Source organism: Sporolituus thermophilus DSM 23256, from assembly GCF_900102435.1.
Classification (GTDB): Bacteria; Bacillota; Negativicutes; order Sporomusales; family Thermosinaceae; genus Thermosinus; species Thermosinus thermophilus.
In genome coordinates this window covers 1-19824 of record NZ_FNBU01000013.1, presented here as the reverse complement: position 1 = coordinate 19824, position 19824 = coordinate 1, and the positions used below count along the sequence as shown (strand labels likewise).

Here is a 19824-nt window from a genome sequence, read left to right as displayed (position 1 = left end):
GCGAAACGTGATTTTTATCCGATGAGTTCCGGGGCTAAGGAATCATGGCAAAAATCTCATAAGCATATTGTAATAAAAGGGCCTGTCAATGTCAAGGACTTCGCCTTGTCTGCCCCCGCTTTTCAGTAAAAAATTTCTTTGAGATAAAGGCCCTGCGGCGGTGCGGTAATGCCCGCCCGGGTACGGTCACGCCCGGCTAAAATGCGGGTAAAACCGTCCCTGGTCAGCCGCCCCAGCCCCACATCTACCAGCGTGCCGACCAAGTTGCGCACCATATGATACAAAAAACCGTTACCCCAAAAGCGAAATTCAATTATGTCGCCTTCACGGGTGCAACCGGCCTCGTATATGGTTCGTACCGGGCTGACCGGCGGACCGCCGGCGGCCCGGAAAGCAGAAAAGTCATGAGTGCCCACCGCGGTTTGGGCGGCGGCGTCCATCGCCGCCGCATCCAAAAGTTGCGTCACATGCCAGGCGTAGTTGCGCCGAAATGGGTCGGCTACGGCAGCGTTGTAGACGCGGTACAAATAAATTTTGCTCCGGGCGGAAAACCGGGCGTGAAAATCGGCACTCACTTCTTCCGCTTTGACGACCACAATATCGGGCGGCAGTACACTTTTGGCGGCCCGGACGATATTGGCCGTAGGGATGGTCCCGGATGTGGCGAAACTGACAACTTGGCCGTAGGCATGCACACCGGCGTCGGTACGGGCCGCACCCGTTACTTTCAGCGGGTGGCCGAAAATGATTGCCAACCGTTCTTCCAAAACCTGTTGCACGGTGATCGCATTGGCCTGGCGCTGAAATCCGTGATAGGCCGTTCCGTCATAGGCAACCGTCAGTTTTAAATACCGCTGCTCAGCCATATCGTCCACAGGTCCCTCCTAGTAATAACGCAGCACGACTAATATGACAAGCAGCGCTACCACCGCCACAAGGGCGATATAATCGCGGCTCGCCAGACGCAGCTCCTTCATGCGCGTGCGGTGCTGGCCGCCCCGATAGCACCGTGCTTCCATCGCCGTTGCCAGTTCGTCGGCCCGCCGAAAAGCGCTGATAAAGAGCGGCACTAAGAGCGGCACCATATTTTGCGCCCGCCGGAGGATATTCCCGGAAGCAAAATCGGCCCCTCTCGCCATCTGGGCCTTCATAATCCGGTCCGTTTCTTCCAGCAGCGTCGGAATGAAGCGGAGAGCAATGGTCATCATCATTGCCAGTTCATGGGCCGGCAGGCCGAAGCGCTTGAAGGGGTTAAGCAGCCGCTCAATGCCGTCGGTCAGGGCAATCGGCGATGTCGTAAAGGTGAGGAGCGAGGAAACGGCGATAAGCAATACCAGCCGCGCCGCCATTAACAGCCCCTGCCGCAGGCCTTCCTTGGTTGCCGTTAACGGGCCGATTTGATAAATAACATTGCCCGGCGTCGTAAAAATATGAATACCCAGGGTTAAGACAACAATAAGCCACAGCGGTTTCAGCGACTTAAGCACCAGCCGGACGGGCACGCCGGACATGGCAATCAGGGCAGCCGTCCACAGAAAAAGGATACCATAAGCCAAATAACTTTCGGCAAAAAAAATGGCGGTAATAAATAAAAGCGTACCGGCAATCTTTGTACGGGGATCGAGGCGATGCAGCAGCGACCGGCCCGGGAAATACTGCCCGATAGTTATGTCGTTCAACATGGTTTTCTCCTCCTGCAGGCAGTGGCAATGGCCTGCGCCGCCGCTTGGGGAGTAAGGGCCGTATCGTCCACGGGCAGGCCGCGCTGACGCAGCGCCAGCAGGAGCGCCGTCACCGGCGGTACATCAACGCCGGCGACCCGCAGTATTTCCCTTCCCTCACGAAATAGCGCCAGTGGCGGCCCGTCCAGCACTACCCTGCCGTGATCCATTACCAGCAGCCGGCTCGCCATGCGCGCCACGTCCTCCATATTGTGGGAAACGAGGATAACGGTTGTCCCTGTCGCACGGTGCAGCTCGACGATGCGCCCAAAAATGTCGTCCCGACCTCGTGGATCCAGCCCGGCCGACGGTTCGTCAAGGATGAGAAATTCGGGCTGGAGAGCAATGACGCCGGCGATGGCGACTCGCCGCATTTGGCCGCCGCTCAGGCGGAAGGGCGAGCGCCTAGCATAATCCTCATAATTCAAACCAACGAAGGCCATAGCACGCCGCACCCGCTGCTCTACTTCCTCCTCAGCCAGTCCCAGGTTGCGTGGCCCGAAGGCAATATCGTCGTAAATAGTTTCTTCGAACAATTGATGTTCCGGGTACTGAAAAACCAAACCTACCTTGCGCCGCGCTTGTCGGGCCGCGTCCGTTTTAGCATGTAGACTCACGCCGTCAAGCGCCACTTCCCCGCGCGTAGGCGCCAGCAAGCCACTGAGATGTTGCACCAGGGTAGACTTGCCGGAACCGGTATGACCGATAATGCCAACAAACTCACCGCGGTTAATTTCCAGGGAAATATCTTTGAGCGCTGTTTGCTCATAAGGAGTTCCTACCATATACGTATAGGTGACATTCTTTAATGTCAGCGACATAACGCCACCGCCAATTCGTCATCAGTAATAACCTGCTCCGGCACGGACACGCCGCTGCGGCGGAGGTAATGAGCCACTTCGGCCGCTACTGGCACATCAAGGCCAATCGCCTTCAGCCGCTCGACCTGGCTGAAAATCGCCCGCGGCGGCCCCTCCATGACTATGCGGCCCCGTTCCATTACTACTACGCGGTCAGCCGTAACCGCCTCTTCCATGAAATGAGTAATGTACACGACCGTGATTCCTTCTTCTCTATTCAGGCGGCGCACCGTAGCTAATACCTCCTGCCGACCCTGCGGGTCAAGCATGGCGGTAGGCTCGTCGAGCACCAGGCAGTGCGGCCGCATGGCCAAAACCCCGGCAATGGCGATCCGCTGCTTTTGCCCGCCCGAGAGGAGATGGGGCGCATGGTAGCGGTATTCCTCCATCCCTACCGCTGCCAGGGCCTCTGCTACCCGGCGGGCAATTTCCGGCGGCGCGACTCCGAGGTTTTCCGGTCCAAACGCCACGTCTTCCTCGACAATGGCGGCCACAATCTGGTTATCAGGGTTTTGAAAGACCATCCCTACTGTTTGCCGGATGTCCCACAGATGTTCACTAACCTTTGTATCCATGCCGGCGACCAGGCAGCGTCCGCCTGTCGGCAAGAGTAGCGCGTTAAAATGTTTGGCCAAGGTGGATTTGCCCGAGCCGTTGGCGCCAATAATGGCAACAAACTCGCCGCGCCGGACGGTCAGATTAATGCCATCCAGGGCGTGCACTTCGCCCTCGTCCGCACCTGTATACACATGACTAAGATTTTCAGCATAAATGATGGGTTCCATAACACTCCCCCTGTACGGTGGAGCAGACAATCACAACATAAGGGCGACCAAGCGGCCGCCCCTAGCGCGTTGTGCTGCGAAATCAGGCTATGGATTTATACCAATTCAATAATGGCCATGGGCGCGGCATCGCCTTTGCGCGGCCCAAGTTTGAGGACGCGGGTGTAGCCACCTTGACGGTCGGCGTATTTCGGTGCGATGGTGTCAAAAAGTTTTTTCACCACATCTTCGTCCAAGAGAAATGCTAAAACTTGACGGCGGGCGTGCAAGTCGCCCCGCTTGGCCAAGGTGATGAGTTCATCAGCAAGGCCGCTGATTTCCTTAGCCTTTGCTTCCGTCGTTTCAATACGACCATGGGCAAAGAAGGAAGTCAGGATGCTGCGCAACAGCGCACGGCGGGCGCTTGAGTCACGTCCCAACTTTCTGTAGGCCATGTTCTTCCCTCCTTTTTATTCTTCCGGTTCAGCCAGCGACAACCCAAGTTCTTCCAGCTTCTTTTTTACTTCTTCCAACGATTTACGGCCAAGGTTGCGGACTTTCATCATTTCTTCTTCCGTCTTTTGCGTCAGCTCTGCTACCGTGTTTATGCCGGCCCGCTTCAAACAATTGTAAGAGCGGACAGAGAGATCGAGATCCTCGATGGTCATTTCCATTGTCTTGGGTCCGGTCTCTTCCGGCGTTTCGGCAAACGGGCCGTCGCCTGCCTCATCTTCCACCGGCGTGCCGGTAATATTTTGGAATAACTTCAGATGCGCCACCAAGATGCCAGCAGCTTTGCTTACCGCTTCTTCCGGCCGCATGCTGCCGTCGGTCCATACTTCCAGCGTCAGCTTATCGTAATCGGTGACGTTACCGACCCGGGTATCGGTCACGGTGTAATTCACCCGCAGGACGGGTGAGAATATAGAATCGACCGGGATGACGCCAATAACATGGTCCGGCTTTTTATTCTTATCGGCCGGTACATAACCGCGACCGCGCTCTACCGTGATTTCCATTTTCAGTGAACCACTGGCATCAAGGGTCGCGATGTGCAGCTCGGGGTTTAAAATTTCAACATCGGCGTCGGCAATGATATCACCGGCCTTAACGTCGCGCTCACCCTGAGCCTCAATCCGTAAAACCTTGGGTTCTTCGCTGTGCATTTTCAGGCACAGCTCTTTCAGGTTAAGAATAATGTCGGTAACGTCTTCCCGAACACCGGGAATTGTGGAAAACTCGTGAAGCACACCGTCGATCTTGACCGAAGTAACAGCCGCCCCGGGCAGCGATGAAAGGAGTACCCGGCGCAGACTGTTGCCCAACGTGATGCCAAAGCCCCGCTCCAGCGGTTCCCAGACAATTTTGCCATACCGGTTATCTTCACTGATTTCCACAATCTCGATCTTCGGTTTTTCGATTTCGATCATCCGGGAAAAACCCTCCTCTTTGCGCAAACTATCGGTAGTTACGCTATTCCCACGATATGAGGGTGATGGTTAAGCTGCCTGCTTGCCAACATCAGTGGCTTTATCTGGAGTACAACTCGACGATAAGATGCTCTTGGATGGGCACATCGATTTCCTCGCGGGTGGGGTAGCGTACCACTTTACCGCTCATGTCATTGGCCGAAAGTTCGAGCCAGGCCGGAACGGTTTTGTGGGCCAGCCCTTCGGCGATTTCTTTGAATAAGGGGGATTCTTTGCTGGACTCATGCACCTGGATAACATCGCCCACTTTTACTTGGAACGACGGAATATCCACCCGGCGACCATTCACGGTAAAATGGCCGTGACGCACTAATTGTCTGGCTTGGGTCCGGTTAGCCGCCAGGCCAAGACGATAAACTACATTGTCCAAGCGTCTTTCCAGCATTACCAGCAGGTTCTCGCCGGTAATACCCTTTTGCCGGTCAGCCTTCTCGAAATAAGTGCGGAATTGTCCTTCCAAAATGCCATAAATCCGACGGGCCTTTTGTTTTTCCCGGAGCTGGAGGCCGTATTCAGAAAGTTTCTTACGGGCTTGGCCGTGCTGACCAGGCGCATAACCCCGACGGGAGAAGGGGCATTTATCACTGTAACACTTGTCGCCTTTGAGGTACAGTTTTAAACCTTCGCGGCGGCATTGTCTGCAAACAGGTCCTGTATAACGAGCCATTCTTGTTCAACACCTCCCAAAATCTTATACTCTTCTCCGCTTGGGCGGACGGCAGCCGTTGTGAGGAATGGGAGTCACATCCTTAATCAGGTTGACTTCCAGACCGGCGGCCTGCAGCGAACGGATGGCAGCTTCGCGACCGGCGCCCGGTCCTTTTACATAAACCTCAACTTGTTTCATGCCATGCTCCATAGCGGCTTTGGCCGCTTGCTCAGCAGCCATTTGGGCAGCAAAGGGCGTGCTCTTGCGCGAGCCCTTAAAGCCAAGGGCGCCGGCGCTGGCCCAGGAAACGGCGTTACCTTTGCTGTCGGTAATCGTAACGATTGTATTATTAAACGTCGAGCGGATGTGTGCTACGCCATGCTCAATATTCTTACGCTCTTTTCTTTTAGGTCTGGCAACTTTTTTGTTAGCCAAGCTTTATCCCTCCCTTACTACTTCTTCTTGCCGGCAACGGTGCGCTTCGGACCTTTGCGAGTGCGCGCATTGGTTTTGGTACGCTGGCCACGGACGGGCAGGCCGGCGCGATGCCGTTTACCCCGGTAGCAGCCAATCTCAATGAGACGCTTAATATTAAGCTGCTCTTCGCGGCGGAGGTCGCCTTCGACTTTATAATTCTTGTCGATTGTCTCACGGAGTTTAGAAATTTCCTCTTCCGTCAAATCACGCACACGGGTATCGGGATTAATTTTGGTAGCAGCCAAAATCTCCCGGGAGAGCGTAAGACCGATGCCATAAATATATGTCAAAGCAATCTCGATGCGTTTGTCACGCGGTAAGTCTACCCCGGCAATACGAGCCATAGTTTACAGTCCACCCCCTTAGCCTTGCTTTTGTTTATGTTTAGGATTTTCGCAAATAACCATGACATGGCCTTTGCGTTTAATGACCTTGCATTTTTCACAGATGGGCTTGACCGACGGTCTGACTTTCATAATTAAACCTCCTTTTTGTGTCTGGCGCCCGTGAAATGGTCTTATTTGAACCGATAGGTGATGCGGCCCCGTTTTAAGTCGTAAGGCGTAAGCTCAACCGTCACTCTGTCTCCGGGGAGGATCCGGATAAAATTCATCTGGATTTTGCCGGAAACATGCGCCAAAACAACATGCCCATTTTCCAATTGTACCTGAAACATCGCATTAGGCAGGGCTTCAATAACCGTACCTTCTACTTCAATAACATCTTGTTTGGACATGAGATCTCCTCCTCGTCCGCTCTCACTGTTTATCCGATGAACCTATGGTGGCGAGGGCTTGCCGCAGATCCTCATCGGTGACTTTGGCCCCGCTCCTAAATTTGTCGGCAAGTTGACTGACGTCTTGTTGCACTCGCTTGACGTGCCGGACATTCTTCTTTTTGGGGTTGGCTATGCGGCGGCCCCGGCCGTCCGCCAACAGCAGGAAGTTGGGCGGGACAAGCCCGACGACCACATAGACATGGCCCGCGTCCCGTCCGGACGTCGATGCAACGATTTGGCCGAGAATTGATTCAGCGGCTGCCATCAGGCCATTGTCCCCCTTACAGTTTTGTCAGAATTTCCGGTCCATCCGGCAGGATAGCAACGGTATGTTCAAAATGCGCCGACGGTTTTCTGTCAAGCGTGACGACCGTCCAGCCGTCGTCCAGGGCTTTCACCTCATGCGTCCCCATGTTGACCATCGGTTCGATTGCCAGCGTCATACCTGCTTTTAGACGCGGGCCGCGGCCGGGAGGGCCGTAGTTAGGTATTTGCGGGTCTTCATGCATGTTCCTGCCGATGCCATGGCCGACATAGTCGCGCACAACGCCGTAGCCGTGCGCTTCGGCGTGTTTCTGAATGGCATGGGAAATATCGCTTAGACGGTTACCCACCACAGCCTGCTCAATGCCTTTATATAACGCTTCCTCGGTCACGTCCAGAAGTTTTTGCACTTCGGCGTCAACTTCTCCCACCGGTACGGTAATGGCAGCATCGCCGTAATATCCATTTATTACCGCTCCGATGTCAATACTAACATTATCCCCATTTTTAAGTTTTCTTAATCCCGGTATGCCGTGCACCACCTCTTCGTTCACGGAAGTGCAGATATTACCGGGAAAGCCGTGGTACCCCTTGAAAGCAGGAGTAGCCCCACAGCTTTTAATATATTCTTCGGCGATTCGGTCCAGTTCCAATGTTGTTACGTCCGGTTTAACCGCCTTCTTGACTTCTGCCAGCGTCTTGGCCACGACTTTGCCAGCATCGCGCAGATAGTTAAGTTCCCGGTCGGACTTAAGAATGATCATACCTGCTCGCCCCGCAGGCTGGCTACGATATCGGCGAAAACTTTATCAATGTCTTGCTGACCGTCGATTTCGGTATAAAGCCCTTTATCCTGGTAATACTCAATCAACGGCTGCGTCTGGGCGCTGTACACGGCTAACCGCTTGGTTACCGTTTGTTCTTGGTCATCGGCGCGCTGATACAACTCGCCGCCGCACTTATCACAGATTCCCGCCTGGGCCGGCGGGTTGAAATGAATATGATAGGTGGCGCCGCAGCTGCGGCAGATGCGCCGTCCCGTCATCCGCTTCACTAATTCCTCAGCCGGCACACTGATGTTTATTACCCGGTCGAGCCGGATGCCCAGCTCGCAAAGGGTGCGGTCCAAGGCATCAGCCTGGTCGAGGGTGCGGGGAAAACCGTCGAGAATGAAACCGCGCTCACAATCGGGTTTGGCCAGCCGTTCTTTGACAATGCCGATGGTTACGCTGTCAGGGACCAACTGTCCGGCATCCATATACTCTTTCGCCTGTTTGCCGAGCGGCGTGCCTTCTTTCACCGCCGCCCGGAACATATCCCCGGTGGAAATATGGGGAATGTGAAACGCTTCCACAAGCTTGACCGCTTGCGTACCTTTGCCCGCACCAGGCGGGCCCATAAGCAGAATATGCATTGGCCAACCTCCTACTTCATGAAACCTTGATAGTGCCGCATCAATACAAGGGCTTCAATTTGTTTCATCGTGTCCAGCGCAACGCCAACCACAATCAGGAGGGCTGTACCGCCGAAATACACGCCTTGAATGTTGGTGGCCCAGGCCACGAAGTTGGGCAGGATGGCAATAATGGCGAGGAAGATGGCGCCGGCAAGGGTGATACGGGTCATAATGCGGTCCAGATAATCAGCAGTCGGTTTGCCCGGCCGCAGTCCCGGAATGAAACCACCGTATTTTTTCATATTCTCTGCCATATCCGAGATGTTCATGGTAACCGCGGTATAGAAGTAAGTGAAAAAGATAATCAACAGCACGTACAGAGTAGTTTGCAGCGGCGTACCCCACGCAAACCAGCCAGCCACCGTTTTCACCCAGTCGACATTAATAAACTGGGCGATAGTTACCGGGAACATGAGCACGGATGACGCAAAGATTATCGGAATAACCCCCGCCTGGTTGACTTTCAGCGGGATGTGGGTGCGGTGACCGCCATACATCCTGTTGCCGACCACACGCTTGGCATATTGCACGGGAATTTTGCGCTGGCCTTGCGAAATGGCGATTACGAATACGATCATTGCCACCGCGATAATCGCAAACAGCACAGCGTTAAAAATCGTAATGGTACCGGCCTTTAGGTACTGGTAAATGACAAACATACCGTCCGGCAGTCTTGAAACGATACCGGCAAAAATGATGAGAGAAATGCCATTACCAATGCCTTTGTCGGTAATTTGCTCGCCCAGCCACATCAGGAAAGTTGTTCCTGCCGTCAGGGTAAGCGCTATTAAGAGGATGGAGGCGATGCCCGGGTTAATAATCGCCACCTTTAAACCATAAGCCATGCCGAGGGCTTGGATAAAGCCCAATAGTACCGTACCATAACGGGTAACCTGGGTGATCTTTTTCCGTCCTTCTTCGCCTTCTTTCGCCCACTGCTCAAACTTGGGCACAACGACCGTCAGCAGCTGCATGATAATGGAGGCGTTAATATAAGGCGTAATACTCATTGCGAATACGGAAAACTTGCTCAGCGCACCACCGGAAAATAAGTCCAGGAAACCAAAAAGGTTGCCTGTGGTGAACAACTGCTCGATAACGGCAGGATTGACACCAGGAACGGGAATGTGCGTGCCGGCCCGGAAAACGAGAAACATCGCCAGCGTAAACAGCACCTTCTGCCTTAGTTCCGTAATCTTGAGTATGTTGGACAGGGCCGAAAGCACCTAGATCACCTCAACTTTTCCGCCGGCGGCTTGGATTTTTTCCACCGCAGACTTGGTGAATCCATGAGCCTTTACGGTGAGGGACTTCTCTAGTTCGCCATTGCCAAGAATGCGGACACCATCACGAACATTTTTCAAAATGCCTGCTTCGACAAGAGCGACCGGGTCCACTACTGCGCCGTTTTCAAAGCGGTTCAGTTGATTGACATTGACTTCTGCGTATTCTTTGGCAAATTTGTTGTGGAAACCGCGTTTCGGCAACCTGCGGTAAATGGGCATTTGGCCACCTTCGAAACCGGGACGGACACCGCCGCCGGCGCGGGCTTTCTGGCCTTTATGGCCTCTGCCGGCAGTTTTGCCAAGGCCCGACCCCAGACCACGGCCGACACGGGTGCGTTTATGTTTAGAGCCAGGCGCAGGAGACAGTTCGTGTAATTTCATTATTCGCACCTCCTTAGTCTATTCTTGCACTTCTTCAACCGTAACAAGATGCGCGACTTTACGGATCATGCCCCGAATAACAGGAGTGTCGTCTTGAATAACCGAGCTGTTGGTCTTCTTTAATCCCAAAGCCCGCACGGTAGCGCGCTGGTCTTCAGGCCTGCCAATCAGGCTGCGGGTGAGAGTAATTTTGAGTTTTGCCATGACCTAATCCTCCTTAGCCCAAAAGTTCCTGGACGGTTTTCCCGCGGAGCGCCGCCACGTCTTCCGCCCGCTTGAGCTGCTTCAGGCCCTCGATGGTGGCCCGCACCATATTGTTGGCGTTGGATGAACCTAAGGACTTGGTCAGGATGTCATGGATGCCGGCCAGTTCGAGAACGGCGCGGACGGGACCGCCGGCAATAACGCCAGTACCTTCGGAGGCAGGTTTGAGAAGGACTTTGCCTGCTCCGAATTCACCGATAACTTCATGAGGAATAGTTGTACCGACAATAGGCACTTTGATCAAGTTTTTCTTAGCGTCTTCCACGCCTTTGCGGATGGCTTCGGGCACTTCGGCGGCTTTACCCAGGCCGGCGCCAACATAACCGTTGCCGTCGCCGACAACGACGAGCGCACTGAAGGAGAAACGCCGACCACCCTTTACCACCTTGGCCACGCGGTTAATAAATACGACTTTCTCTTTGAGATCAAGATTGGAGTAGTCTATTCTGGCCATTGTTTTCCCTCCTTTGCTTAAAACTCAAGACCTGCTTCGCGCGCCGCTTCGGCAAGAGCCGCGACCCGGCCGTGATAGACATAGCCGCCGCGGTCAAACACCACTTGTTTAATGCCTTTTTCCAGCGCCCGTTTGGCGATGGCCGCGCCGACAACTTTCGCTGCTTCAATGTTGCCGCCGTACTTTACCTGCTCGCGGATTTCTTTATCCATCGTGCTGGCGGAAACCAGCGTCGTACCGGTCTGGTCGTTGATAATCTGGGCATAGATGTGGTTAAGGCTGCGAAATACGTTCAAACGCGGTCTGGCGGCAGTGCCGACGATTTTTTTCCGCAATCTGAGGTGACGCTTTTTGCGCAGCACATTTCTGCTCTCTTTACGCAGCAAGGTTGTCACTCCTTTCGCTTAAAGTGTTACTTCTTGCCTTTACCGCCGGCTTTACCCATTTTGCGGCGGATAACTTCCCCTTCGTATTTGATGCCCTTGCCTTTATACGGTTCAGGTTCGCGGTAGGCCCGGATTTTAGCGGCAAGTGCGCCGACAGCTTCTTTGTCAATACCGGAAACAACAATTTTGTTCGGCGCCGGCACATCAATCGTGATACCAGCCGGCGGCACTACTTCTACCGGATGGGAGAAACCAAGGGTAAGGCTAAGTTTATTGCCCGCTTTGGCCGCACGATAACCGACACCGGCAATTTCCAGCGTTTTGGAAAAACCCTTGCTTACGCCCACAACCATGTTGGCAATCAGCGTCCGGGTCAGTCCGTGCAGGGCCTTGTGTTCTTTTTCATCGGAAGGCCGTTTAACAACAACCTTGCCGTCAGCCACTTCCACCATCATATCCTTGTGTACGGCGCGGCTTAGTTCGCCTTTAGGGCCCTTAACCGACACGACGTTGCCGTCCACTTTCACAGTAACGCCTTCAGGAATGGCGATCGGCATTCTACCAATTCTGGACATATTTGCACCTCCTAGTTGACCAGTGTTACCAGACGTAAGCGATAACTTCGCCGCCCAGTCCTTGATGACGGGCTTGCTTATCGGTCATAATGCCTTTGGAAGTCGAAATGATGGCAATACCCAGGCCACCCAGCACGCGGGGCAGCTGGTCTTTTTTCGCGTAGACCCTAAGTCCCGGCTTGGAAATGCGTTTGATACCGGTGATCACTTTTTCCCGGTTAGCGCCGTACTTTAAGCTAACCCGCAAAATACCCTGCTTGCCATCCTGAATTACTTCATAGTCCTTGATAAAGCCTTCTTCCTTAAGAATACGGGCGATGGCCTCCTTGATCTTGGAAGCCGGAATATCAACTTTATCATGATAAACCGAGCTGGCATTGCGGATGCGGGTCAGCATGTCAGCGATCGGATCGGTCATTACCATACGACAAAACCTCCTTCCAGTAAAATTACTACCAGCTTGCCTTGGTTACCCCTGGAATGGCACCCTTGTAGCTAAGCTCTCTAAAGCAGATACGGCACATTTGAAACTTGCGCATATAACCATGCGGACGGCCACAGATTTTGCAGCGGTTGTATTTGCGCACTTTAAATTTTGGTTCACGCTTCCACTTTTCAATTAACGCCTTTTTGGCCACAGGTGTCCCTCCTTCTTATGCGCTGAACGGCATGCCCATCAGCCGCAAGAGTTCACGGGCTTCTTCGTCCGTCTTGGCGGTGGTTACGACCACAATGTCCATGCCGCGGATTTTTTCAACTTTATCATAATCGATTTCCGGGAAAATAAGCTGCTCTTTAATACCCAGGGTGTAGTTGCCACGGCCATCAAAAGCGCGGGGACTTACGCCGCGAAAGTCGCGCACGCGGGGCAGCGCCACGTTGAAGAGCTTGTCAAGAAACTCATACATGCGGTCGCCACGCAAAGTAACTTTCGCTCCAATGGCCATGCCTTGACGAATTTTGAAAGCGGCAATGGATTTTTTCGCTCTAGTAATTACCGGTCGCTGACCGGCAATAGCCATCAAATCATTCACAGCGGCATCCAAGGCTTTGGGGTTGCCGACGGCATCACCTACGCCCATGTTGATAACCACTTTTTCGATTTTCGGAATTTCCATGACGTTCTTGTAGCCGAACTTCTCCATGAGTTGTTTGGCCACTTCGTTGTAATATTTATCTTTCAGTCTCGGCACGTGCAGTTACCTCCTTTCGGCGGGAATTACTTGTCCTTGTCGATAATTTCACCGCATTTTTTGCAAGTCCGGGCCATGGCCCCACTAGCCAAAGCCGTCTTTTTAATCCGGGTGGGTTTGTCGCACTCGGGGCAGACAAGCATTACTTTGGAAGCGTGGAGCGGCGCTTCCTTCACCAGGATGCCGCCCTGGGGCATTTTCTGGCTCGGCTTGGTGTGACGCTTGACCTTGTTGACGCCCTCCACGACAACCTTGCCTTTTTTCGGCAGCGCTTCTATTACTTTACCTTTTTTGCCCTTGTCCTTACCGGAAAGAACAATTACGGTGTCGCCTTTCTTGACATGCAGTTTCGGTTGCATCTTTTAGGCCACCTCCTTAAACCTAGATTACTTCCGGCGCCAGCGAGATAATTTTCATAAAGTCTTTGTCACGCAGTTCTCTCGCTACCGGTCCAAAGATACGGGTGCCTCTCGGGCTCTTATCTTCTTTAATAATAACTGCGGCGTTATCGTCAAAGCGGATATAGGAACCGTCCGGGCGACGCAGGCCTTTGGTGGAACGAACGACTACGGCCTTGACAACGTCGCCCTTCTTCACTACGCCACCGGGCGTAGCATCCTTGACAGAAGCGACGATAATATCACCAATGTTGGCATATTTGCGGTATGAACCGCCTAATACCCGGATGCACATGATTTGTTTGGCCCCGGAATTATCAGCGACATTCAGCATGGTTTGCTGCTGGATCATCCTTATCCCTCCTTCTCGGAATGCGTGAGGCGAGAATGTTGGTGCAATTATTTGGCCCGTTCGAGAATTTCAACTACTCGCCAGCGTTTTTCTTTGGAAAGCGGACGGGTTTCCATAATTTTGACGGTGTCGCCTTCGCGACATTCGTTGTTTTCGTCATGGGCCTTAAACTTCGAGGTCTTTTTCACGGCTTTGTTGTACAGCGGGTGCTGCTCTAGCCGTTCAACGGCAACCACAACTGTTTTATCCATTTTATCGCTGACCACTTTGCCGATACGGGTCTTGCGCTCGTTTCTTTCGGTCACGCTGTTAGCCTCCTTCCCTCAGTAAATCGGCGTTAAGCCTCTTTCGCCTTGAGTTCGCGTTCGCGCTGAATGGTTTTGATGCGGGCGATGGTTTTCTTTACTTCACGGATGCGCATCGGGTTTTCCAGCTGGCCGGTAGCGAGCTGGAACCGCAAGTTAAAAAGCTCATCCTTCAGGCTGCTGAGTTTTTGGTCGAGCTCGGCCGAGCTCATTTCGCGGATGTCTTTAGCCTTCATCTACTTCACCACCCACTTCCTGCTGAACTTCCGGAGCGTCCTCCCGCTTGACAAACTTGGTTTTAATCGGCAATTTGTGCGCAGCAAGACGCATGGCTTCTTTCGCGACTTCTTCGGTCACGCCATCCATCTCGAACATGACGCGACCGGGTTTGACAACCGCTACCCAGTATTCCGGCGAACCTTTACCGCTACCCATCCGGGTTTCAGCCGGCTTGGCGGTAATGGGCTTGTCAGGGAAAATTTTAATCCACACTTTACCGCCCCGTTTGATATAACGGGTCATCGCGATACGGGCGGCTTCGATTTGGCGGTTGGTAATCCAGGCCGGTTCGAGCGCCACCAGGCCATACTGGCCATGGGTGACCGTATTGCCTTTATTGGCTTTGCCGGTCATACGGCCACGGAATTGTTTACGATGCTTTACACGCTTCGGAATTAGCATTATTTCTCGCTCCCTTCCGTTACGGCAGCGGGCTTCTTCGCCTCCGGCAGCACCTCACCTTTGTAAATCCACACTTTAACGCCAATGCGGCCATAGGTGGTGTGTGCCTCAGCCGTTCCATAGTCAATGTCGGCGCGCAGGGTATGCAGCGGGATGCTGCCTTCACGGTATTGCTCCGTCCGGGCAATCTCGGCGCCGCCTAAACGACCGCTAACCATAACTTTGATACCCTTGGCGCCCATGCGCATCGTGCGGGTTACCGCCTGCTTCATCGCCCGGCGGAACGCGATGCGCCGCTCAAGCTGGGCGGCAATGTTTTCCGCTACCAAAGTGGCATCCAGCTCAGGCTGCTTTATTTCCGCGATGTTGATATCGATATTCCGTCCCACAAGTTTACGTAGCTGCTGCTTCAGCTCTTCGATGCCGGCGCCGCCGCGGCCGATAACCATACCGGGCTTGGCGGTGTGGATGGTGGCTTTCACCCGGTTAGCAGCCCGCTCTATTTCGACGCGGGAAACGCCCGCCGTATACAGTTTTTCTTTTATGAAATCACGGATTTTAATATCTTCATGCAGCAGTTTTGCATAATCTTTGTCAGCATACCATTTAGCGTCCCAGGTCTTGATAATACCGATGCGAAGACCATGGGGGTTAACTTTTTGACCCACTAGTTTTCCCTCCTTTGCCTCTTATCTCTCTTTCACAACAACCGTCACATGGCTGGTGCGCTTCAGGATTTTAAAAGCCTGTCCGCGGGAGCGGGGATGGATGCGCTTCAGCGTCGGCCCTTGGTCGACATAGGCTTCCGCAACGTAAAGCTTGTCGGCGTTCATGTCATAGTTGTGCTCAGCGTTGGCAACTGCCGATTTGAGGACTTTGGCGACCACTTCGGATGCGACTTTCGGGGTATGCTTTAAAATCGCAAAAGCTTCGCCTACGTTTTTGCCGCGGATCAGGTCGACGACGATGCGAACCTTGCGCGGCGCAATGCGGATATATTTGGCTACTGCCCTAGCTTCCATGGTATTACCCCCTCTCGTGACTATTTCAATGATGTGGAGCGCTCGACCTTGCTGCCGGCATGACCTTTAAAAGTGCGGGTCGGCGCGAATTCGCCCAATTTGTGGCCGACCATATCTTCGGTAATATATACCGGCACATGCTTGCGTCCGTCGTGAACGGCAATGGTGTGGCCGACAAAGCTGGGAAGAATGGTGGAAGCGCGCGACCAGGTTTTAATTACTTTTTTCTCATTTTTTTCATTCATGGCCTTAATCTTTTTGAGCAGGCTTTCATGAACATACGGTCCTTTTTTAACCGATCTGGACACTTAGATTAGCCTCCCTTCGTAAGCCTACTTTCTTCTCTTGACGATCAAACGGTCAGAAGCTTTCTTCTTTTTGCGAGTCTTAACACCCATTGCCGCTTTGCCCCAAGGCGTAACCGGACGTTTGCGACCAACCGGCGAACGGCCTTCGCCACCGCCATGGGGATGGTCGACAGGGTTCATCGCTACCCCGCGGTTGGCGGGACGAATGCCCAGCCAACGGGAGCGGCCGGCTTTACCGATCGTAATGTTCTCATGTTCCAGGTTACCCACTTGACCAATGGTTGCCCGGCAGTTGACATGCACTTTACGTAGTTCGCCGGACGGGAGACGCAAGAGGGCATAGTTGCCTTCCTTGGCCATAAGCTGAGCGGCAGCACCGGCGGAGCGGACCAATTGGGCGCCTTTGCCGATTTTTAACTCAACATTGTGAACCATGGTACCAACGGGGATATTTTTCAGCGGCAGCGCGTTGCCGATCTTGATGTCAGCGTCCGGACCGCTCATGACGACGTCCCCGACTTTAAGACCGTTTGGAGCAATGATATAGCGCTTTTCGCCGTCCACATAGTGCAGCAGCGCGATGCGGGCCGAACGGTTGGGATCGTACTCAATGGTGGCGACTTTGGCCGGAATACCGTCTTTGTTGCGCTTAAAGTCGATAATGCGGTACAGGCGCTTGTGGCCGCCGCCCTGGTGTCTTACGGTAATGCGGCCTTGCTGGTTGCGGCCGCCGTGTTTTTTCAGACGCTCAACAAGCGAACGCTCCGGTTTGTCGGTGGTGATTTCTTCAAAGCTGGCCACCGTCATGAAGCGCCGGCCGGGAGCATAAGGTTTAAAAGTTTTTACTGGCATGTGTTACCCTCCTTTACCCCAAATGTTGATTACACACCTTCAAAGAACTCAATGCGTTCACCGGGAGCCAGCTTGACGATCGCTTTTTTGTAATCCGGACGCTTGCCCTGGGTGCGGCCAAGACGCTTAACCTTGCCGCGCACGCGAATGGTATTCACAGCAAGAACTTTTACTTTAAAGATTTGTTCGATGGCTTGGCGGATTTCCACTTTGTTCGCTTTGGGAGCCACGATGAAGGTGTATTTGTTATCCTGCATGAGGTTGTTGGACTTTTCGGTAATAAGCGGGCGGATAATAATGTCGCGCGGATTGGCAGCCATTACGCCAGCACCTCCTCTATTCTGGCGACAGCACCTTTGGTTACAAGCACCTTGTCATGATACAGCAAATCATACACATTGATGCCCGTGGACGCAATGGCTTTGACGCCAGGTATGTTACGCGCCGACTTAATTACGTTCTCATCGGCTTCCGAAAGGATAATCAGGGCTTTGTCATCGGCAACCTTCAGGTTGTCGAGCATTTTCACCACATTCTTGGTCTTGGGCTCTGCAAAAGTAAAGTCTTCGAGCACAACCATTTCGCCGCTTCGCACTTTGGCGGAAAGGGCCGACTTGAGCGCCAAACGGCGGGCTTTCCGAGGCATGGAAATGGCATAGCTGCGGGGTTGGGGCCCAAAAACGGTGCCGCCGCCGACCCACAGCGGCGAGCGGATGCTGCCGGCGCGGGCGCGGCCGGTGCCTTTTTGTCTCCAGGGTTTCTTGCCGCCGCCACGTACCATACCTCTGGTCTTGGTGGCATGAGTACCTAAACGCTGATTCGCAAGCTGCATCACAACTGCCTGATGCAGTACCGCTTTGTTCACTTCGACGCCAAATACGCTGTCACTGAGCTCAATCTCACCGGTTTGCGCGCCGGTGATGTCATATACTGCTACTTTTGGCATAGAACGCATCCTCCTTTCCTTGCGGGCGCCGCGCGCCCATACACGGTTTTACTATTTCGCCGGTTTTACGGTATTTTTAACCATTACCAGGCTGCCTTTTGCACCGGGAATAGCACCCTTGATCAGCAGCAAGTTACGGTCTTTGTCAACTCTGACGACAGTCAGGCGTTGTACGGTAACTCTATGACCACCCATCCGGCCAGGGAGTTTTTTGCCTTTGAATACCTTACCGCCGCCACCGCTCATCCGGGGACCCATGGAACCAGGTTCACGGTGCGATTTGGAGCCGTGAGCCATCGGTCCGCGCTTGAAATTGTGGCGCTTGATGCCACCGGCGAAGCCTTTGCCTTTGCCGGTGCCGGTAACGTCAACCAGTTCACCGTCACTAAAGATGTCGACGCCGATTGTTTGGCCCACTTGAAACTCAGGTTCACCGGGCAGACGGAGTTCCCGGATAAACCGGACAGGTTTCACGCCAGCCTTGGCAAAGTGGCCTTTCATCGGCTTGGTTACCTTTTTATCTTTAACGGCGCCAAAACCGAGTTGCACCGCATTATAGCCGTCAGTTTCAACAGTCTTTCTTTGCACTACCACATTGGGAGCAGCTTCCACCACCGTTACAGGCACCAAGTGGCCTTCGGCGGTAAAAATTTGCGTCATTCCGAGTTTTTTGCCCAAAATTGCTTTCGTCGTTGCAGCCATTCTGCCACACCTCCTCTTACAGCTTGATTTCGATATCCACGCCAGCCGGCAGGTCCAGGCGCATTAACGCGTCCACCGTCTTGGACGTCGGCTCGAGGATGTCGATGAGACGCTTGTGCGTCCGCATTTCAAACTGCTCACGGGAATCCTTGTTGACGTGAGGTGAACGCAAAATGGTAAAGATATTTTTTTCGGTAGGTAGGGGAATGGGACCGGAAACCATCGATCCGGTTCTCTTCGCCGTTTCGACGATACGAGCCGCGCTTTGGTCAAGCGCTTTATGGTCGTAGGCTTTTAAACGGATACGGATTTTTTGCTGTTTAGCCATAAAAGTTTAAATCCTCCTTATCGCCCAGTTTCATTGAACGGACAGTTCTCCGCGGAAATTTCCCCGCCAAGCGCGGGCAACCTTCCGCGTCATCGCTTGGGGGATGGTACTCATCCTGGGGAATTAATAATGGAACAGTGCTGTCGCTTGTTATTTTAGGGTGGGGACGGCGGGCAGCCGTCCCCGCCAACTAACCTTAAGCTTCGATGGCAGTTACGACACCGGCGCCAACGGTACGACCGCCTTCACGGATCGCGAAGCGCAGACCTTCCTCAATCGCGATCGGGGTGATGAGTTCGATCGCCATCTGGATATTGTCGCCAGGCATGCACATTTCGACGCCTTCCGGCAGTTTGACCACACCGGTCACGTCCGTGGTGCGGAAATAGAATTGCGGACGGTAGCCGTTGAAGAACGGAGTGTGACGGCCGCCCTCTTCTTTGGACAGAACGTAGACCTCGGCCCGGAACTTGGTGTGCGGCTTGATGCTGCCGGGTTTCGCCAACACCTGGCCGCGCTCGATTTCTTTACGCTCAACGCCGCGCAGCAGGCAGCCGATGTTGTCGCCGGCCACCGCTTGGTCAAGCAGCTTGCGGAACATTTCTACACCGGTTACGACGGTGGACTTGGGTTTCTCGTTCATACCGACGATTTCGACGGTGTCGCCAACTTTGACCGTACCGCGCTCCACACGACCGGTGGCAACGGTACCGCGGCCGGTAATGGTGAACACGTCCTCGACCGGCATCAGGAAGGGCTTGTCGGTATCGCGCTGCGGCGTAGGAATGTACTCGTCAACGGCATCCATCAGTTCCAAAATCTTGCCGCACCAGGTGCAGTCGCGTTTGCCGCAGCCGCACTCAAGGGCTTTGAGGGCCGAACCGCTGATAACCGGAATGTCATCGCCGGGAAACTCGTAGCTGGAGAGAAGT

General features: G+C 53.7%; 37 protein-coding genes. All 37 read right to left on the bottom strand.

The window, feature by feature from the left end; translation table 11 throughout:
- Positions 1-122: 122 nt before the first annotated feature.
- A complete protein-coding gene (gene truA, locus BLQ99_RS08870) occupies positions 123-866 on the bottom strand; it encodes a tRNA pseudouridine(38-40) synthase TruA (RefSeq protein ID WP_093690264.1) in 744 nt (247 codons plus the stop codon).
- An 18-nt stretch (positions 867-884) separates the two neighbouring features.
- A complete protein-coding gene (locus BLQ99_RS08865; protein ID WP_093690154.1) occupies positions 885-1682 on the bottom strand; it encodes an energy-coupling factor transporter transmembrane component T family protein in 798 nt (265 codons plus the stop codon).
- Positions 1676-2542, bottom strand: coding sequence for an energy-coupling factor transporter ATPase (locus tag BLQ99_RS08860; protein WP_093690152.1), 867 nt, complete (start codon positions 2540-2542; stop codon positions 1676-1678). The genes BLQ99_RS08865 and BLQ99_RS08860 overlap by 7 nt, the downstream gene beginning before the upstream one ends.
- A complete protein-coding gene (locus tag BLQ99_RS08855; RefSeq protein ID WP_093690150.1) occupies positions 2533-3366 on the bottom strand; it encodes an energy-coupling factor transporter ATPase in 834 nt (277 codons plus the stop codon). Before BLQ99_RS08855 ends, BLQ99_RS08860 begins: the two co-directional genes overlap by 10 nt.
- 95 nt (positions 3367-3461) lie before the next feature.
- Positions 3462-3800, bottom strand: coding sequence for a 50S ribosomal protein L17 (gene rplQ / locus BLQ99_RS08850; RefSeq protein WP_093690148.1), 339 nt, complete (start codon positions 3798-3800; stop codon positions 3462-3464).
- Positions 3801-3815: 15 nt separating this feature from the next.
- A complete protein-coding gene (locus BLQ99_RS08845) occupies positions 3816-4775 on the bottom strand; it encodes a DNA-directed RNA polymerase subunit alpha (RefSeq protein ID WP_093690146.1) in 960 nt (319 codons plus the stop codon).
- 100 nt (positions 4776-4875) lie between these two features.
- On the bottom strand, positions 4876-5502 hold the full coding sequence (gene rpsD / locus BLQ99_RS08840; protein ID WP_093690144.1) for a 30S ribosomal protein S4: 627 nt from the start codon (positions 5500-5502) through the stop codon (positions 4876-4878).
- A gap of 24 nt (positions 5503-5526) precedes the next feature.
- A complete protein-coding gene (rpsK, locus tag BLQ99_RS08835) occupies positions 5527-5919 on the bottom strand; it encodes a 30S ribosomal protein S11 (RefSeq protein WP_007289328.1) in 393 nt (130 codons plus the stop codon).
- Between the two features lie 17 nt (positions 5920-5936).
- Positions 5937-6305: a 30S ribosomal protein S13 gene (rpsM, locus tag BLQ99_RS08830; protein WP_007289327.1), complete on the bottom strand. Its 369-nt coding sequence runs from the start codon at positions 6303-6305 to the stop codon at positions 5937-5939.
- An 18-nt stretch (positions 6306-6323) separates the two neighbouring features.
- Complete coding sequence (gene rpmJ / locus BLQ99_RS08825) at positions 6324-6437, bottom strand: 50S ribosomal protein L36 (protein WP_004092858.1); 114 nt, start codon at positions 6435-6437, stop codon at positions 6324-6326.
- A gap of 41 nt (positions 6438-6478) precedes the next feature.
- The gene (gene infA, locus BLQ99_RS08820; RefSeq protein ID WP_093690142.1) at positions 6479-6697 is read right to left on the bottom strand and encodes a translation initiation factor IF-1; all 219 of its coding nucleotides are present in this window, start codon (positions 6695-6697) and stop codon (positions 6479-6481) included.
- Between the two features lie 22 nt (positions 6698-6719).
- On the bottom strand, positions 6720-7004 hold the full coding sequence (locus tag BLQ99_RS08815; RefSeq protein WP_093690140.1) for a KOW domain-containing RNA-binding protein: 285 nt from the start codon (positions 7002-7004) through the stop codon (positions 6720-6722).
- A gap of 16 nt (positions 7005-7020) precedes the next feature.
- The gene (gene map / locus BLQ99_RS08810) at positions 7021-7767 is read right to left on the bottom strand and encodes a type I methionyl aminopeptidase (protein WP_093690138.1); all 747 of its coding nucleotides are present in this window, start codon (positions 7765-7767) and stop codon (positions 7021-7023) included.
- Positions 7764-8417, bottom strand: a complete 654-nt coding sequence (locus BLQ99_RS08805; RefSeq protein WP_093690136.1) for an adenylate kinase — start codon at positions 8415-8417, stop codon at positions 7764-7766. Before BLQ99_RS08805 ends, map begins: the two co-directional genes overlap by 4 nt.
- 11 nt (positions 8418-8428) lie before the next feature.
- A complete protein-coding gene (gene secY / locus BLQ99_RS08800; protein ID WP_093690134.1) occupies positions 8429-9685 on the bottom strand; it encodes a preprotein translocase subunit SecY in 1257 nt (418 codons plus the stop codon).
- On the bottom strand, positions 9686-10126 hold the full coding sequence (rplO, locus tag BLQ99_RS08795; protein ID WP_093690132.1) for a 50S ribosomal protein L15: 441 nt from the start codon (positions 10124-10126) through the stop codon (positions 9686-9688).
- An 18-nt stretch (positions 10127-10144) separates the two neighbouring features.
- Positions 10145-10330, bottom strand: coding sequence for a 50S ribosomal protein L30 (gene rpmD / locus BLQ99_RS08790; protein ID WP_093690130.1), 186 nt, complete (start codon positions 10328-10330; stop codon positions 10145-10147).
- Positions 10331-10343: 13 nt separating this feature from the next.
- On the bottom strand, positions 10344-10844 hold the full coding sequence (gene rpsE / locus BLQ99_RS08785; RefSeq protein ID WP_007289321.1) for a 30S ribosomal protein S5: 501 nt from the start codon (positions 10842-10844) through the stop codon (positions 10344-10346).
- A gap of 17 nt (positions 10845-10861) precedes the next feature.
- Positions 10862-11230 carry a 50S ribosomal protein L18 gene (rplR, locus tag BLQ99_RS08780; protein ID WP_007289320.1) on the bottom strand — a complete coding sequence of 123 codons (369 nt, stop codon included), beginning with the start codon at positions 11228-11230 and terminating at the stop codon, positions 10862-10864.
- A 26-nt stretch (positions 11231-11256) separates the two neighbouring features.
- A complete protein-coding gene (rplF, locus tag BLQ99_RS08775; protein WP_093690128.1) occupies positions 11257-11805 on the bottom strand; it encodes a 50S ribosomal protein L6 in 549 nt (182 codons plus the stop codon).
- A gap of 25 nt (positions 11806-11830) precedes the next feature.
- Entirely contained in the window at positions 11831-12229 is a 399-nt protein-coding gene (gene rpsH / locus BLQ99_RS08770; RefSeq protein ID WP_093690126.1) for a 30S ribosomal protein S8, read from the bottom strand.
- Between the two features lie 28 nt (positions 12230-12257).
- Complete coding sequence (locus BLQ99_RS08765) at positions 12258-12443, bottom strand: type Z 30S ribosomal protein S14 (RefSeq protein WP_093690124.1); 186 nt, start codon at positions 12441-12443, stop codon at positions 12258-12260.
- Positions 12444-12458: 15 nt separating this feature from the next.
- On the bottom strand, positions 12459-12998 hold the full coding sequence (rplE, locus tag BLQ99_RS08760) for a 50S ribosomal protein L5 (RefSeq protein WP_093690122.1): 540 nt from the start codon (positions 12996-12998) through the stop codon (positions 12459-12461).
- 26 nt (positions 12999-13024) lie between these two features.
- Positions 13025-13357: a 50S ribosomal protein L24 gene (gene rplX / locus BLQ99_RS08755; RefSeq protein WP_093690120.1), complete on the bottom strand. Its 333-nt coding sequence runs from the start codon at positions 13355-13357 to the stop codon at positions 13025-13027.
- A gap of 22 nt (positions 13358-13379) precedes the next feature.
- Entirely contained in the window at positions 13380-13748 is a 369-nt protein-coding gene (rplN, locus tag BLQ99_RS08750) for a 50S ribosomal protein L14 (protein ID WP_007289315.1), read from the bottom strand.
- A 47-nt stretch (positions 13749-13795) separates the two neighbouring features.
- Positions 13796-14053, bottom strand: a complete 258-nt coding sequence (rpsQ, locus tag BLQ99_RS08745; RefSeq protein ID WP_093690118.1) for a 30S ribosomal protein S17 — start codon at positions 14051-14053, stop codon at positions 13796-13798.
- 32 nt (positions 14054-14085) lie between these two features.
- The gene (gene rpmC / locus BLQ99_RS08740) at positions 14086-14289 is read right to left on the bottom strand and encodes a 50S ribosomal protein L29 (protein WP_007289313.1); all 204 of its coding nucleotides are present in this window, start codon (positions 14287-14289) and stop codon (positions 14086-14088) included.
- Positions 14279-14734, bottom strand: a complete 456-nt coding sequence (gene rplP, locus BLQ99_RS08735) for a 50S ribosomal protein L16 (RefSeq protein WP_093690116.1) — start codon at positions 14732-14734, stop codon at positions 14279-14281. Before rplP ends, rpmC begins: the two co-directional genes overlap by 11 nt.
- On the bottom strand, positions 14734-15402 hold the full coding sequence (gene rpsC, locus BLQ99_RS08730) for a 30S ribosomal protein S3 (protein ID WP_093690114.1): 669 nt from the start codon (positions 15400-15402) through the stop codon (positions 14734-14736). The genes rplP and rpsC overlap by 1 nt, the downstream gene beginning before the upstream one ends.
- A gap of 21 nt (positions 15403-15423) precedes the next feature.
- The gene (gene rplV, locus BLQ99_RS08725) at positions 15424-15756 is read right to left on the bottom strand and encodes a 50S ribosomal protein L22 (RefSeq protein WP_093690112.1); all 333 of its coding nucleotides are present in this window, start codon (positions 15754-15756) and stop codon (positions 15424-15426) included.
- Between the two features lie 20 nt (positions 15757-15776).
- A complete protein-coding gene (gene rpsS / locus BLQ99_RS08720) occupies positions 15777-16064 on the bottom strand; it encodes a 30S ribosomal protein S19 (RefSeq protein ID WP_093690110.1) in 288 nt (95 codons plus the stop codon).
- Positions 16065-16088: 24 nt separating this feature from the next.
- Positions 16089-16916: a 50S ribosomal protein L2 gene (gene rplB / locus BLQ99_RS08715; RefSeq protein ID WP_093690108.1), complete on the bottom strand. Its 828-nt coding sequence runs from the start codon at positions 16914-16916 to the stop codon at positions 16089-16091.
- A gap of 29 nt (positions 16917-16945) precedes the next feature.
- On the bottom strand, positions 16946-17236 hold the full coding sequence (rplW, locus tag BLQ99_RS08710) for a 50S ribosomal protein L23 (RefSeq protein WP_093690106.1): 291 nt from the start codon (positions 17234-17236) through the stop codon (positions 16946-16948).
- The gene (gene rplD / locus BLQ99_RS08705; protein ID WP_093690104.1) at positions 17236-17862 is read right to left on the bottom strand and encodes a 50S ribosomal protein L4; all 627 of its coding nucleotides are present in this window, start codon (positions 17860-17862) and stop codon (positions 17236-17238) included. Before rplD ends, rplW begins: the two co-directional genes overlap by 1 nt.
- Positions 17863-17913: 51 nt before the next feature.
- Positions 17914-18564, bottom strand: a complete 651-nt coding sequence (rplC, locus tag BLQ99_RS08700) for a 50S ribosomal protein L3 (RefSeq protein ID WP_093690102.1) — start codon at positions 18562-18564, stop codon at positions 17914-17916.
- 16 nt (positions 18565-18580) lie between these two features.
- Positions 18581-18892, bottom strand: coding sequence for a 30S ribosomal protein S10 (rpsJ, locus tag BLQ99_RS08695; protein ID WP_093690100.1), 312 nt, complete (start codon positions 18890-18892; stop codon positions 18581-18583).
- 196 nt (positions 18893-19088) lie between these two features.
- A partial coding sequence (locus BLQ99_RS08690; RefSeq protein WP_245690388.1) for an EF-Tu C-terminal domain-related protein occupies positions 19089-19824 on the bottom strand: 736 nt, incomplete at its 5' end.

Excerpts from the sequence above, each read along its gene's own strand:
- truA (WP_093690264.1), bottom strand. The coding sequence starts at position 866 with ATGGCTGAGCAGCGGTATTTAAAACTGACGGTTGCCTATGACGGAACG.
- BLQ99_RS08865 (WP_093690154.1), bottom strand. The coding sequence starts at position 1,682 with ATGTTGAACGACATAACTATCGGGCAGTATTTCCCGGGCCGGTCGCTG.
- BLQ99_RS08860 (WP_093690152.1), bottom strand. The coding sequence starts at position 2,542 with ATGTCGCTGACATTAAAGAATGTCACCTATACGTATATGGTAGGAACT.
- BLQ99_RS08855 (WP_093690150.1), bottom strand. The coding sequence starts at position 3,366 with ATGGAACCCATCATTTATGCTGAAAATCTTAGTCATGTGTATACAGGT.
- rplQ (WP_093690148.1), bottom strand. The coding sequence starts at position 3,800 with ATGGCCTACAGAAAGTTGGGACGTGACTCAAGCGCCCGCCGTGCGCTG.
- BLQ99_RS08845 (WP_093690146.1), bottom strand. The coding sequence starts at position 4,775 with ATGATCGAAATCGAAAAACCGAAGATCGAGATTGTGGAAATCAGTGAA.
- rpsD (WP_093690144.1), bottom strand. The coding sequence starts at position 5,502 with ATGGCTCGTTATACAGGACCTGTTTGCAGACAATGCCGCCGCGAAGGT.
- rpsM (WP_007289327.1), bottom strand. The coding sequence starts at position 6,305 with ATGGCTCGTATTGCCGGGGTAGACTTACCGCGTGACAAACGCATCGAG.
- rpmJ (WP_004092858.1), bottom strand. The coding sequence starts at position 6,437 with ATGAAAGTCAGACCGTCGGTCAAGCCCATCTGTGAAAAATGCAAGGTC.
- infA (WP_093690142.1), bottom strand. The coding sequence starts at position 6,697 with ATGTCCAAACAAGATGTTATTGAAGTAGAAGGTACGGTTATTGAAGCC.
- BLQ99_RS08815 (WP_093690140.1), bottom strand. The coding sequence starts at position 7,004 with ATGGCAGCCGCTGAATCAATTCTCGGCCAAATCGTTGCATCGACGTCC.
- map (WP_093690138.1), bottom strand. The coding sequence starts at position 7,767 with ATGATCATTCTTAAGTCCGACCGGGAACTTAACTATCTGCGCGATGCT.
- BLQ99_RS08805 (WP_093690136.1), bottom strand. The coding sequence starts at position 8,417 with ATGCATATTCTGCTTATGGGCCCGCCTGGTGCGGGCAAAGGTACGCAA.
- rplO (WP_093690132.1), bottom strand. The coding sequence starts at position 10,126 with ATGAAATTACACGAACTGTCTCCTGCGCCTGGCTCTAAACATAAACGC.
- rpmD (WP_093690130.1), bottom strand. The coding sequence starts at position 10,330 with ATGGCAAAACTCAAAATTACTCTCACCCGCAGCCTGATTGGCAGGCCT.
- rpsE (WP_007289321.1), bottom strand. The coding sequence starts at position 10,844 with ATGGCCAGAATAGACTACTCCAATCTTGATCTCAAAGAGAAAGTCGTA.
- rplF (WP_093690128.1), bottom strand. The coding sequence starts at position 11,805 with ATGTCCAGAATTGGTAGAATGCCGATCGCCATTCCTGAAGGCGTTACT.
- rpsH (WP_093690126.1), bottom strand. The coding sequence starts at position 12,229 with ATGGTAATGACCGATCCGATCGCTGACATGCTGACCCGCATCCGCAAT.
- rplX (WP_093690120.1), bottom strand. The coding sequence starts at position 13,357 with ATGCAACCGAAACTGCATGTCAAGAAAGGCGACACCGTAATTGTTCTT.
- rplN (WP_007289315.1), bottom strand. The coding sequence starts at position 13,748 with ATGATCCAGCAGCAAACCATGCTGAATGTCGCTGATAATTCCGGGGCC.
- rpmC (WP_007289313.1), bottom strand. The coding sequence starts at position 14,289 with ATGAAGGCTAAAGACATCCGCGAAATGAGCTCGGCCGAGCTCGACCAA.
- rplP (WP_093690116.1), bottom strand. The coding sequence starts at position 14,734 with ATGCTAATTCCGAAGCGTGTAAAGCATCGTAAACAATTCCGTGGCCGT.
- rplV (WP_093690112.1), bottom strand. The coding sequence starts at position 15,756 with ATGGAAGCTAGGGCAGTAGCCAAATATATCCGCATTGCGCCGCGCAAG.
- rplB (WP_093690108.1), bottom strand. The coding sequence starts at position 16,916 with ATGCCAGTAAAAACTTTTAAACCTTATGCTCCCGGCCGGCGCTTCATG.
- rplW (WP_093690106.1), bottom strand. The coding sequence starts at position 17,236 with ATGGCTGCCAATCCGCGCGACATTATTATCCGCCCGCTTATTACCGAA.
- rplD (WP_093690104.1), bottom strand. The coding sequence starts at position 17,862 with ATGCCAAAAGTAGCAGTATATGACATCACCGGCGCGCAAACCGGTGAG.
- rplC (WP_093690102.1), bottom strand. The coding sequence starts at position 18,564 with ATGGCTGCAACGACGAAAGCAATTTTGGGCAAAAAACTCGGAATGACG.
- rpsJ (WP_093690100.1), bottom strand. The coding sequence starts at position 18,892 with ATGGCTAAACAGCAAAAAATCCGTATCCGTTTAAAAGCCTACGACCAT.